The sequence below is a fragment of the Porphyromonas asaccharolytica DSM 20707 genome (genome assembly GCF_000212375.1).
Classification (GTDB): Bacteria; Bacteroidota; Bacteroidia; order Bacteroidales; family Porphyromonadaceae; genus Porphyromonas; species Porphyromonas asaccharolytica.
The window spans coordinates 1,029,498-1,042,378 of sequence record NC_015501.1 but is presented as its reverse complement, the minus strand read 5'-3'; the positions used below and the strand labels follow the sequence as shown (position 1 = coordinate 1,042,378).

8 protein-coding genes are annotated in these 12,881 nt (G+C 52.7%); 6 read left to right on the top strand and 2 right to left on the bottom strand.

The annotated features are described in order from the left end of the window. Window positions 1-14 precede the first annotated feature (14 nt). The 6 genes from PORAS_RS04160 to mscL all read left to right on the top strand — a co-directional run bounded on the left by PORAS_RS04160 (window position 15) and on the right by mscL (window position 8,667). Window positions 15-992 (top strand): OmpA family protein, encoded by a 978-nt coding sequence (locus tag PORAS_RS04160; protein WP_013760285.1) that lies wholly within the window; start codon window positions 15-17, stop codon window positions 990-992. Window positions 993-1,238: 246 nt separating this feature from the next. Further along, a complete protein-coding gene (gene clpB, locus PORAS_RS04155; protein ID WP_013760284.1) occupies window positions 1,239-3,833 on the top strand; it encodes an ATP-dependent chaperone ClpB in 2,595 nt (864 codons plus the stop codon). 167 nt (window positions 3,834-4,000) lie between these two features. After that, window positions 4,001-4,675 carry a 16S rRNA (guanine(527)-N(7))-methyltransferase RsmG gene (gene rsmG / locus PORAS_RS04150; protein ID WP_013760283.1) on the top strand — a complete coding sequence of 225 codons (675 nt, stop codon included), beginning with the start codon at window positions 4,001-4,003 and terminating at the stop codon, window positions 4,673-4,675. A gap of 13 nt (window positions 4,676-4,688) precedes the next feature. Continuing rightward, window positions 4,689-5,342 carry an MBL fold metallo-hydrolase gene (locus tag PORAS_RS04145; RefSeq protein ID WP_013760282.1) on the top strand — a complete coding sequence of 218 codons (654 nt, stop codon included), beginning with the start codon at window positions 4,689-4,691 and terminating at the stop codon, window positions 5,340-5,342. Between the two features lie 5 nt (window positions 5,343-5,347). Beyond that, entirely contained in the window at window positions 5,348-8,233 is a 2,886-nt protein-coding gene (gcvP, locus tag PORAS_RS04140) for an aminomethyl-transferring glycine dehydrogenase (RefSeq protein WP_013760281.1), read from the top strand. Between the two features lie 8 nt (window positions 8,234-8,241). Continuing rightward, window positions 8,242-8,667, top strand: coding sequence for a large-conductance mechanosensitive channel protein MscL (gene mscL, locus PORAS_RS04135; protein WP_004331163.1), 426 nt, complete (start codon window positions 8,242-8,244; stop codon window positions 8,665-8,667). 342 nt (window positions 8,668-9,009) lie between these two features. Here mscL and PORAS_RS04130 read toward each other — a convergent pair whose 3' ends face one another. After that, complete coding sequence (locus PORAS_RS04130; RefSeq protein WP_013760280.1) at window positions 9,010-11,649, bottom strand: fimbrillin family protein; 2,640 nt, start codon at window positions 11,647-11,649, stop codon at window positions 9,010-9,012. A gap of 121 nt (window positions 11,650-11,770) precedes the next feature. Beyond that, the gene (locus PORAS_RS04125) at window positions 11,771-12,850 is read right to left on the bottom strand and encodes a fimbrillin family protein (RefSeq protein ID WP_013760278.1); all 1,080 of its coding nucleotides are present in this window, start codon (window positions 12,848-12,850) and stop codon (window positions 11,771-11,773) included. Window positions 12,851-12,881 lie beyond the last annotated feature (31 nt).

Below are 12,881 nucleotides of genomic sequence, written 5' to 3'. Positions count from 1 at the left end.
ATCACTACAACAGTATGACTAAGAAATCATTTATAGTCGGGCTGTGCGTGATCCTACTATCAGCTGCTGTCTCCACTCCTGTGGAGGCACAGCATGATGGACGTCAAGCACCTCGCCAGAAGCGCGACCGCACGGAGCGCGTCGAGAAGGGAGAGCGTGATCGACGTGAGAAAAAGGTGGTAATGACAAAGCAAGAGTTAGCCACGCTCATCAATGCTATAGTCACCGCAGCCGAAGAGGATGAGATGAATGACGCATGCCCCCAGCAACGTGACATAACAATCACAAACAATAAGGACAGAGATCTACTCTATCTACTCCTACAGTATCACAACCTCAACGCTATGAAGGCAGCTCCAGTCTATACACAGCCAGGACAGCCTATCAACGTCGGAGGACAACTATACTACCCAGCTGGTAGTAATCTCGTCGTAACTCAGGGCGCTCAAGGAGCTCTGCCTACTAACGATGCAGACAAGATCAAAGCACTCGAGGAGGAACTAGCTCGCCTTAAGGCTGCTCAGCAAAATCCGCAGCGTGACGATGATCAGATAGCTCAGCAACTCGCTGCTCTACGTAATCAGCTGAACGAGCTAGAGAAGGCTTCTGAAAAGGCTCCTGTGTACAACTACGATAACCGTCGGGTGATCCACCAAGACCGCTCACGCAACAACGTGCAGCTCAGTCGTAGCGTATTCTTTAAGGTCAACTCGGACGTCCTCAATGCAGAGGGTCGCGAGGCTGTGCGCAACGTTGCTGACTTTGTCATCAACGATCCACGCGCCCTCGTACTCGTATACGGCTATGCTAGTATCGATGGCCCCGTAGACTTCAACAACAAGCTTGCTGCCAAGCGTGCTGCTAGTGTCATCAAGGCACTCCAAGAGGCAGGCGTACCCGCAGCTGCTATCAAGCGTTACGATAACGGTGTCGACACGACTCCGGCCAAGCGTACCGATGCACGCCGTGTAGACATGGACGTCATCTACTAATGGTTGGCAGACTACCCCGCCAAGGGTAGCTCAAGCGACCTTAGATAATTCTAGAGAGGAGGAGAGCTCAGCGAGTTCCCCTCCTCTCTCTTTCTGTCTTCACTCTTAACATCGCAGCTAACAGCCAATCGCGAGCAGCTAACAGCCAACAACTAAAGGCTAACAGCCGACTAAGACAATTTGTCACACTCTCCTATCCTTTGGCACATCTGTTGCTTGAGTTAGTCAAAATCAAACCTTAAAAACATGAACATAGATAAGTACACCATTAAATCGCAGCGGGTGATCCAAACGATGATCGCCCAAGCGCGTCAGCAGGAGCATCAGGCTCTAGAGCCGATATGCCTCCTAGATGCGCTGCTACGTGAGGGTCGTGACGTCGTCGAGTATGTCGCTACCAAGGCGGGGGCCTACATGCATCAGATAGAGCAGTCGGTAGCGCAGCAGCTAGAGCGTCTGCCTCACGTATCTGGTGGAGAGCCTTACCTCTCTAACCAGACAAACCAAGTGCTCACCCAGTCGGAGCAGATAGCTAGCGAGATGGGTGACCAATACATAGCTGTGGAGCACATCTTCCTAGCACTCCTCAAGGTACCTAGTGATGCGCGTCAGCTACTTCTCGACGCAGGTCTGACCTACGCTGACGCTGAGGCTGCTATCCGTGAGCTTCGCAAGGGGCGCAAGGTAGACTCCGCAACAAGTGATCAGCAGTACAACGCACTCGGCAAGTACGCTATCAACCTCTGCGAGCGAGCTCGTGAGGGCAAGCTGGATCCTGTCATAGGTCGCGACGAAGAGATACGTCGTGTCCTGCAGATACTCTCCCGCCGTACGAAGAATAATCCTATCCTCGTCGGTGAGCCAGGTGTCGGTAAGACCGCTATCGCCGAAGGCTTGGCGCACCGCGTCATACGTGGTGACGTGCCAGAGAACCTCAAGGACAAGCTCATCTACTCACTCGATATGGGAGCTCTCATAGCAGGAGCAAAGTATCAAGGAGAGTTTGAGGAGCGTCTCAAGTCAGTCGTCAACGAGGTGACCGCCTCCAATGGTGAGGTGATCCTATTCATCGATGAGATCCATACGCTCGTCGGTGCGGGAGCTTCGCAAGGTGCTATGGATGCGGCAAACATCCTTAAGCCTGCCCTCGCTCGTGGTGAGCTACGGGCTATCGGTGCCACCACCCTCGATGAGTACCGTAAGTACTTTGAGAAGGACAAAGCGCTCGAGCGTCGCTTCCAGATGGTGATGGTCGATGAGCCTGACGAGATGAGCAGTATCTCTATCCTCAGAGGACTGAAGGAGCGGTACGAGAACCACCACAAGGTGCGTATCCAAGATGACGCCATACTGGCTGCCGTACAGCTGAGCGAGCGATACATCACCGACCGCTTCCTCCCCGACAAGGCGATAGACCTTGTGGACGAGGCTGCCGCACGACTACGCATCCAGATAGACTCGATGCCCGAAGAGCTAGACGAGCTGGAGCGTCGTATCAAGCAGCTAGAGATAGAGCGCGAGGCGATCAAGCGTGAGCACGATGAGCCTAAGCTGGCGGCACTCTCCAAGCAGATAGCCGATCTAGAGGAAGAGCGCAATGCTCTGGCCGCTCAGTGGCATGGCGAGAAAGACTTGGTCAATGAGGCGCAGCAGCTGAAGGTGGAGCGTGAACAGACATCTATCGAAGCGGACAAAGCTGAGCGCATGGGCGACTACGGTCGTGTGGCTGAGCTACGCTACGGACGACTCAAGGAGATCGATGATCAGATAGCTCAGATCAATAAGAAGCTTGCCGAGCAGCGTGCCTCTGGCACCGCACTGATCACCGAGGAGGTGACAGCCGAAGATATCGCTGACATCGTAGCTCGCTGGACCGGTATCCCCGTGAGCCGTATGCTTATGAGCGAGCGGGACAAGCTACTCAACCTAGAGGAGGAGCTACACAAGCGTGTCGTCGGTCAGGAGGAGGCGATCACCGCCATTGCAGATGCAGTGCGTCGTAGTCGTGCAGGCTTGCAAGATCCCAATAGACCGATCGGCTCCTTTATCTTCCTCGGCACGACAGGTGTCGGTAAGACTGAGGTAGCTAGAGCCTTGGCGGAGTGCCTCTTTGACGATGAGCACATGATGACCCGTATCGATATGAGCGAGTATCAGGAGAAGTTTAGTGCGACTCGTCTCATCGGAGCGCCTCCTGGCTACGTCGGTTACGATGAGGGCGGTCAGCTCACTGAGGCTATCAGGCGTAAGCCCTACTCGGTTGTGCTCTTTGATGAGATTGAGAAGGCGCATCCCGATGTCTTCAACCTACTCCTCCAGGTACTGGACGATGGTAGATTAACGGACAATAAGGGGCACGTGGTCAACTTCAAGAACACGATCATCATCATGACTAGCAACCTAGGCTCCGACCTGATCCGTCACAACTTCGAGCACATCGACGAGCAGAACCGTGAAGAGGTCATCGAGCGTACCGAGGAGGAGGTCAAGACGCTACTCAAGCAGACGATCCGTCCTGAGTTTGTCAACCGTATCGACGAGACCATCGTCTTCACACCGCTGACGAAGGCTCAGATCGCTCAGATCGTACGTCTACAGCTCGACAAGGTGGCTCGCACACTCCAGGAGAACGGCGTGACGCTCCACTACAGCGATGCTGCCATCGACCTACTAGCCGAGCGAGGCTACGACCCCGAGTTTGGTGCACGTCCTGTCAAGCGCGTCATACAGCGACTCGTCCTCAACGAGCTCTCGAAGGCACTTCTAGCTGGCACCGTAGAGCGCACGAAGCCTATCACGCTAGATGTAGGAGCTGACGGACAGCTCACCTTCCTAGACTAACTAGACTAAAGGGAGTAAACAGTTCCCTACACTTTACTGCGACTTCTAGTAGAAGTGCAGCACGAAAAGATCAAGAGCACAACTCACAGGACTGTGGGTTGTGCTCTTTTTTCGTACATTTGTAGGGACGTATAACGTTTTCCCTCTACTAATTGTGCGTTTTAGAGATGCCCACGACACCAAGCACTACCCCCACGGAGCAATTGGATAGGCTCCTGAGGCAGTTTCCTGCACTCTCCCCAACTGCCCAGCAGCAGTTGACCGCTCTCTATCCGCTCTACAAAGAGTGGAACGCACGCATCAACGTCATCTCCCGACGAGACATAGACAATCTCTACCTACACCACGTGATGCACTCACTGGCGCTCGCTTGGCTTCTGCCTGATGAGCCGACCAGCTACACCATCGCCGACGTAGGCTGTGGCGGCGGCTTCCCCAGCATCCCGCTAGCTATCCTATATCCTCAATACCAATTCCTGCTGATCGACAGCATTGCCAAGAAGCTCCACGTAGCTCAGGCCATTGCGGACGAAATAGGTCTAACCAATGTCTCTACGCATCACACCCGTGTCGAGAGCTGCGAGCTCCGTTGCGACTACATCGTCTCACGCGCTGCGATGCCTTTAGGGCTGCTTTATGAGTACACGCAGCATATGCTCCACGGCTCACAAGCTCCCCGCTCTGGCATCTACTGTCTCAAGGGAGGCGATCTCAGCGAGGAGATCGCTCAGTCTGGAGTCTCCGCACAACTCACTGCGATCACCACGCTCGCGGACTACCCCGACTACTATCAGGACAAATGGATCGTCTATGTCGCTAAGCAGGACAAACGAACCAACTAACAGAAAAGAACTTATGAACTGCGAAGTAGCCACATTCGTATGTAACGTCATACAGGAAAACACTTACCTCCTCTCGACCAGCGACGGTCACGCAGCCATCATCGACTGCGGATGTGCCACCACAAGCGAGCAGGAGCGTCTCGCACAGCGCATCAAGCAGTGGGGGCTAAGCGTAGACCTACTCCTCTTCACTCACCTGCACTTCGACCATCTCTGGGGCTTGTCCTGGGCGCTCCAGACCTTTCCCAAGGCACGGGCGTATGCACACCCTATCGAGCTAGCGCAGGCGGTCTCTCCCGAGGCGCAGATGCGCGCTTGGGGCTTTGAGGTACCAGAGAGAGCTTTCGATCTCTCTCAGATCCGTCCACTGCCGAGCGATCAGCCGCTACGACTGGGCGAGATACCTATCTACGATCTCTTCGTGCCAGGACATACAGCAGGTCATGTCGCTTACTACCTCCCGAGCGAGCGGATCGTCTTCACAGGCGACGTGCTCTTCCGAGGCGACATAGGTCGCAGTGACCTACCAGGCGGAGACTACCAGACGCTCCTCCACAGTATCAAGACCCAACTGCGTCCCCTGCCCGATGACACCATCGTTTATCCAGGGCATGGGCCACACACAACCATATACAACGAAAAAAGTAATAACCCTTATATCAACTAATATAGATGGATACAAGAAACTTTGCCTATCGTCACATAGGTATCTCCGAGGCTGACCTGCCTGAGATGCTCAAGGTTGTCGGTGTAGACAGCGTAGATGCGCTGATGCACAAGGTATACCCCGAGGGGATCTTCCTCGAGAAGCCTCTCGATCTACCCGAGCCGATGACTGAGCGTGAGCTCAGCGAGCATCTCTTCGAGCTAGGGTCTCGCAATCGTATCTTCACCTCATACATCGGTATGGGCTGGTATGATACCGTAACCCCACAGCCTATCATCCGCAATGTCCTAGAGAATCCCGTATGGTACACCAGCTACACACCTTACCAGGCTGAGGTATCGCAGGGTCGTCTCGAGGCGCTCTTTAACTTCCAGACAGTCATCACCGATCTGACAGGACTTCCTCTGACCAACTGCTCGCTACTTGACGAAGCTACTGCAGGCGCCGAGGCGGCGCTCATGCTTTACAACGAGCGGTCCAGAGAGCAGAAGAAGGCAGGTGCCAACCAGCTCTTCGTCGACAAGCGTGTTTTTGCCTCTACGCAGGCAGTCATCCAGACGCGCGTTCCCCAGCAAGGTATGGAGATCGTCGTGGGCGACTACGAGACCTTTGACTTTACAGACAAAGTCTTCGGAGCTATCATTCAGTACCCAGACGAAAAGGGAAGCATTCACTGCTACCACGACTTTATGGAGCGCGCTAAGGCTGCTGGCGTACGTGTAGCCGTAGCAGCCGACTTGATGAGTCTCGTGCTCCTCACACCTCCAGGCGAGTGGGGCGCAGACATCGTCTTCGGTTCGGCTCAGCGCTTCGGTATCCCCATGTACTTCGGAGGTCCTAGTGCTGGCTATCTCGCCTCAACGATGGACTATAAGCGCACCATCCCTGGACGTATCATCGGCATCTCCAAGGACACCTATGGTCGTCCCGCTTACCGTCTAGCGCTCCAGACACGTGAGCAGCACATCAAGCGCGAGCGTGCCACCAGCAATATCTGTACAGCTCAGGCTCTGCTCGCTACAATGAGCGGCTTCTACGCTGTCTACCACGGACCCGAAGGACTACGCGACATCGCTCACCGCATCCACGCTTATGCAGGCTATCTAGCTGAGCAGCTTGAGGCGATGGGCTATAAGCAGCTCAACGACAACTTCTTCGACACCCTATACATCGAGCTACCCGAGGGACTAGCTGCCGAGAAGCTCCGTGAGATCGCACTCGACTGTCAGGTCAACCTACGCTACTACGAGGATGGTCGTCACATCGGTATCAGCATCGATGAGACCACGCTCGAGAGCGACCTCTCAGTACTCCTCTACATCTTCGCACAGCTCCAGGGCAAAGAGGGCGACATCGAGGGCGTTGAGGTCGACGAGACGAAAGTTTACTTCGACAAGCAGTTCGCTCGCCAGAGTGACTTCCTACAGTATGAGACCTTCCAGAAGTATCACTCCGAGACCGAGCTGATGCGCTACATCAAGCGACTAGACCGCAAGGACATATCGCTCGCTCAGTCGATGATTTCGCTAGGCTCCTGTACGATGAAGCTCAATGCAGCTTCAGAGGTAGCACAGCTGAGCAACCCACAGTTTGCCAATATCCACCCCTACGCTCCCGATGATCAGGTCGAAGGCTACCTAGAGATGATACGCAATCTGTCCGCTCTCCTCTGCGAGATTACGGGTATGAAGGGTGCTTCGCTCCAGCCCAACTCCGGTGCTGCGGGTGAGTACACCGGTCTGCGTGTCATACGTAGTTATCTACAAGCTACGGGTCAAGGCGCTCGTGACCTCATCATCCTACCCGCCTCTGCACATGGTACCAACCCTGCCAGTGCTGTACAGGCAGGCTTTGACACGATCACCGTTCGCACGGCCGACAATGGCGACATCAATATGGATCACTTCATGGAGCTCACCGAGCAGTACAAGGATCGTATCGCAGCCATCATGATCACCTACCCCAGTACGCACGGCATCTTCGAGAGCAATATCCGCACCATCATCGACCGCATCCACGAGATCGGTGGGCAGGTTTATATGGACGGTGCCAACCTCAATGCCCAGGTAGGCTGGACCAACCCTGGCTATATGGGAGCTGACGTCTGCCACCTGAACCTGCACAAGACCTTTGCGATCCCGCACGGTGGTGGCGGTCCTGGTGTCGGTCCGATCTGTGTCACTGAGCACTTGGTACCCCATCTACCCAAGCATGTAGAGCGCTGGTCTGATGCGACAAACCAAGTATCGGCAGCCCCCTTCGGTAGTGCTGGAGTCTTTGTGATCACCTACGCTTACATTCGCCTCCTAGGCTACGAAGGCTTGCGTCAGGCGACCGCTATGGCGATCCTCAATGCCAACTATCTGAAGGCACGCTTCCACGACAACTATGGCGTCGTATACACGGGCGATCGTGGCTTCGTCGGACACGAGATGATCCTCGACTGTCGGGGCGTCAAGGCTCAGGCAGGCGTCGACGAGGGCGATATCTCCAAGCGTCTGATGGACTTCGGCTATCACGCTCCGACGGTCTCCTTCCCCGTTCACGGCACGCTCATGATCGAGCCGACCGAGAGCGAGAGCAAGGCTGAGCTAGACCGCTTTGTCGCTGTGATGAATCAGATCTACCAAGAGGCTCAAGACATCGCCTCGGGCAAAGCTGATGCAGAGGACAACGTCATCAAGAACGCACCACACCCCCAGTACGAGGTCTGTGCCGACGAGTGGCATCACGCTTACACACGTCAGCAGGCAGCCTTCGCACTACCCTACCTTGAGGACAATAAGTTTTGGGTCAATGTATCTCGCATAGACAACGGCTTTGGCGATCGCAACCTGATCCCAGCTTTTTGTGCTTGCACCCCCGAAATCATTGATCAACTCAATAAATAAACGACCCTATGGCTAGTTTCAAGCAAGAATTCAAGGAGTTTGTCCTTCGTGGCAACGTCATGGACATGGCGGTCGGTATCATCATCGGCGGAGCCTTTGGCAAGATTGTCTCCTCTCTCGTTGACGACATCCTGATGCCGATCGTCGGACTCTTTACTGGGGGCATCAATTTCACCGAGCTGAAGTGGGTCATCAAGCCCGCTGAGATCAATGCTGCCGGGGAGGAGATCGTTGCAGCCACGACGCTCAACTATGGTCTCTTCATTCAGAATATCGTCGACTTCCTCATCATCGCTCTTGTCATCTTCATGATGATCCGTGCGATCAATAGTCTGAGAAAGAAGCAGGAGGAGCCCGCAGCACCCGCACCCGAGCCCTCTGACGAGGTCAAGCTGCTGACCGAGATCCGCAACCTACTCGACAAGAAGCAATAAGCCGACTCGATCTGTAGGCTACAAAACTAAAGCACCGTCCTCGTAGGTCTCTCCTACGCAGGCGGTGCTTTTTTGTCTCTTGTCACTTCGCAGAGACCTCCACGTGGAAAATCGAAAATGCCCACGTGGAGAATAAAAAATCCCCACGTGGGCGAGAAACATTTCCTCCGAAGTTTCATTTGATTCCTCCGAAGTTTTATTTCACGCCCACGTGGGAAATGTTTTTTCTCCACGTGGAGATTTTCGATTTCTCACGTGGAGATCCAGAGATGTTCGTCTGCCGTCGCTACAAATGGGGCATTATCTCCATTTATTGTCATCTGATGCTGTCTCCACACCCTCCTAGGGCCACTGCTCACGAATGGGTCGAACGCCAAAACCAAAAGACTTTGCTTTCATATCATCTTTAAAGCCCGACTTATCCTTGATTAGAGCATAGCTCTGTTCATTGAGGTCAAGATAAACATATGGAGAGCTAGACCAATAGTTTATTCCATCCCCTATTGCTGCACCCGCCGTACACCATATAAGCCCAACGTTTAGGTAACTACACTCTGCCACACCTATATTATTACCCCACAATCCATTGGGAGGAACTATATAGCCCACGGGCGATGGGTCGTAGACACTCTTACGACCTATACCATACGATATCTTTAATGAGACTTTATCTTCTTGCTGGGTATTCCATAGTGCATAGCCTCGCACCTCACTCCACTTATACCATGTATAGACTTGTACACCTCCACGGGTTACAAATGAGGTCGGATTTCGAACTGATTCATAGAGAGACACGGCTCGATTTATCGTCGATGTGACGCTAGTGCTTTCTTCGATCAGTCGATAGTACTTGGTTGAGAAGGGATCTTTGCGTCCCCACTGATACAGACAAGCATACTCTCTAGAAGGGGCAGTGGGTATATATATCTCCTTTAAGACGTGTAAATAAGCGACCCGTGGTGTATCTGAGACACCTCCCTGCTGGGTAAAGCGTACGATAACTTTTCGCTCGGGATAGCCACGTCTGTAGTCGTAATGACCTAAGGCGTAGTTCCACAGATGATATGTATATCCATTATTGCTCACCTCCCGCTCACTAGCTTGGTGCTCATAGCCTGAGCGATAGTGCGTCACCCAAATATGCCAGCTCCAGATGATTGTACCAGTTGCATCTTTTGCAGCTATCACGGCATTGGCTTGATAGATCTCCGTAGGTATGGTAAACTGTATGTAGTCCACTCCGTCTCCTTTAGGATTTTTGACTAGCTGTACATTTTGCACTTGAGGCTTGAGCTTATATGGAGCTACTGGTTCGCAGCCGTCATCCCATAGTAGCGCCACTTGGCTAGCGGATCTTAGATTAGGGCTAGAGATCACATTGTTGAGACCATCTCTAAAGGGATTAGGAGCATCTCTACCAGAGCAGGTGTAGGCAGTAGCATTCACCTGTCCATCTCGATAGGCATTGCCATAGACCATAGGGAAGCGATAAGTGCCTGGAGCATGCACCAAGTAACAGTTTGCCGTAGTGCGTCCCATCACGTGTCCGTTGCTATCACGATGCCCCTCAGAGAGATCTACGATACCACTCTGTGGGGGAGCTTGCCGTAACGTATAGTCTCCTAGATAGACTGGACTGGGCTGAAGCTGTATCTGAGCCGTATGGGGCTCCTCCGCTGATTCACTATCCGTGCCAGGGCCACTCTGTGGGAAGCCCACGAGCCAGCTAGGAGGCGTGGAAGACCAGCTAGCCCCCTCATCGGTAGAGAACTCAGCCCTCCACGATAAAGGCTTGTAGGTGGTCTTCTGAGATGAGACAATCTTCGTATAAGACTTGACCCTAAAGGGCAGGTCAACGTAGTCTGCAGGTTGCCACTGTCGAGTCACGTGAGCTATGGTGTCATACTGACTCTGCGCTTCATCATAGAGCTGTAGCACGCTCTCAGCAGAGATAGACGAGAGCGACACTTTGTAGGTCATCATCTTGCCCGGCTCCCATTTTTGCCCAGCCAGTGAGGCTGTGAGTGTATACTCCTCTCCAGAGATGCTATCCCTATACCCGACCTCTATTTTAGATCGCTGATTGATCGCAACGAAGCGCTGAGGAATCATCATAAAGGTCTCAGCCTCAGAGCCAATTGCTGCACCAGGCTGCCCCGTGAGAGCAATCTCCTGATCTAGACTGAAAGTATTCGTCGGCATAGGAGCCACTCCTTGTGGTGCCCAGGTAGCCGTAACGAAGTTATAGACTCTCGTAGGCATCACGTTCTTTAGGTGAATGCGTGTGATCGTACCTGGGAGTATCCCCTTATCTCCAACCTTAAACCTAATACCTGTGAGGATATGCTTGAACGTAAGCTGTACAGGCTGTCGCGAGTCGCCAGCTAGATCCATAGCGGTAGCGACGACGATGTCCTTTTGGTCAGCTACGCTCGTAGGTGTACTGTAGGTAATGGAGGGATCGGCTGTGGGGTTACCATCTATTGTCACCCCCATCGCATTGTACGGAGCATAGCAAAAGAATGAAATCTTCTTATCCGCTCCTGGCCAGTAAAGGCCCGTATTCCACCTAGAGGCTCGAGTTACCTCTAGATTGTTCATAAAGGTCTGACGACTTGAGGAGCCCTTAAAGGTCTCTGATGCAGCATATGTGTAGGCGTATGATCCTACGCTTGTGAGTCCATCTGTAGTCAGAGGGGCTGCACGTAATGTATTTGTGGTCTCCGTATTTGCTAGGTCGCTCTCATATAGATGCAGGTAAAGCTGAGGCACACCTGGCGCATCACTCTGTAGTGGTATGACTCCGACACAACGCTCCTCGGCACGCTCAGAGCCTTCCTCTAGAGTTCGCAAAGCTTCGGTCGTGGGAGCAAACCCTATCTGCTCCATATTAGGACACAGCTCCCTGCTCTCGGAGACACACGATGAGAGTAGTATGAAGATGCTAGATGATAGTATGAGGGCAATGCGATGTCGTAGCATAGAGTCTATTGAAATTAAAATATGCTGGTCGGTCAAGCTGGACACCCGACCGACCAGCATGGTGGTTATATAGCGATCAAACTGCTGATTACTTACAACAGTGTCATAGCTACAGATTAGATTAGATGAGCTCTATATCACCTGATACATCTGTCCAGTCCTCAACGGTGCAGTCGTACAGAATAGGCTGTAGGATAGGCTTACCATCCTGATCATAACCACCACCGAACTTAAGGGTGTAGATATACTTCTTACTGGGAGCCCAGTCCTCTCCGCCGAATGGTACGTAGACGGTGCCGTAAGATGTCGCATCTCCTACTAGATAGACTCCGCTCTGCTTGATCTTGACACTGAGAGCTAGATAGCACTCGTGGTTAGTGTCAGCCGTAGCAATAGTTACTGCAGTAGTTGGAGTCGTCGTCCACTTAGTAGCCGTCTGAGGTAGGATCAGGTAAGCGCCATCAGCTGGTGATAGCTCCTGAGCAGTTGCGTCTTTGACTACAGTTGTATTCGTTGCATTGGTATACTTCTGATCAGCCTCTCCTGATAGAGTCCAAGTGCCAGCGGTAGAGCCAGCTGCTGTCGTGACCGTAGGAAGCGTAAAGGTACCCGCACCCTTGACATTAGCGATTGTGATCTTCTCTACCTCTACCTCTAACGTATTAGAGATGGTCTGCCCCTTGAAGACAATCTGTGAGAGGGCGTGCTTGAAGTAGAGTGGTACACGTGTGATCTTAGATCGATTCTTATCTACAGCGTACATTAGGTCGATCTGCTTAGCATTAGAGGCACCTCCATTGTCAGGGACAGTGTAGGTTAGCGTCTTAGCAGATGCAGTAATGCCTGGTGTTACAGCACCGTTGTTTGCTGGATTGATTGCGTAGAAGTCTAGGCTCTCTGAGGGCCAGTAAGCTAGATCTGCAGCGTTTGTATACTCCCAGGAGGTGCCTTGATAAGAGATCTCAACACCCTTTACATACTCCGTGGCTGGAGTAGCATTGAGATAAGCCCAGACCTTAAAGTTAGGAGCCTTAGTGGTAAGGTTTGCCGTTGTGACAGCAGTACCACGGAGAGCCCCATCAGAGAGGACGTTAAATCCTATCTGATCCTCTTGCTGCGTGCGGATGGTCTCCTGCTTGGAGCACCCAGCAGCGATTAACATAGTCGCTATGAGAGCGACAAGCATCATTTGTTTCTTCATAGTAAAAACGTATTTAGTGAGTAGTTATTCA

What these genes read in the sequence shown, in the direction of transcription:
- gcvP (WP_013760281.1), top strand. Translation starts at nt 5,348, where the DNA reads ATGGATACAAGAAACTTTGCCTATCGTCACATAGGTATCTCCGAGGCT.
- rsmG (WP_013760283.1), top strand. Translation starts at nt 4,001, where the DNA reads ATGCCCACGACACCAAGCACTACCCCCACGGAGCAATTGGATAGGCTC.
- PORAS_RS04130 (WP_013760280.1), bottom strand. Translation starts at nt 11,649, where the DNA reads ATGCTACGACATCGCATTGCCCTCATACTATCATCTAGCATCTTCATA.
- PORAS_RS04160 (WP_013760285.1), top strand. Translation starts at nt 15, where the DNA reads ATGACTAAGAAATCATTTATAGTCGGGCTGTGCGTGATCCTACTATCA.
- mscL (WP_004331163.1), top strand. Translation starts at nt 8,242, where the DNA reads ATGGCTAGTTTCAAGCAAGAATTCAAGGAGTTTGTCCTTCGTGGCAAC.
- PORAS_RS04145 (WP_013760282.1), top strand. Translation starts at nt 4,689, where the DNA reads ATGAACTGCGAAGTAGCCACATTCGTATGTAACGTCATACAGGAAAAC.
- clpB (WP_013760284.1), top strand. Translation starts at nt 1,239, where the DNA reads ATGAACATAGATAAGTACACCATTAAATCGCAGCGGGTGATCCAAACG.
- PORAS_RS04125 (WP_013760278.1), bottom strand. Translation starts at nt 12,850, where the DNA reads ATGAAGAAACAAATGATGCTTGTCGCTCTCATAGCGACTATGTTAATC.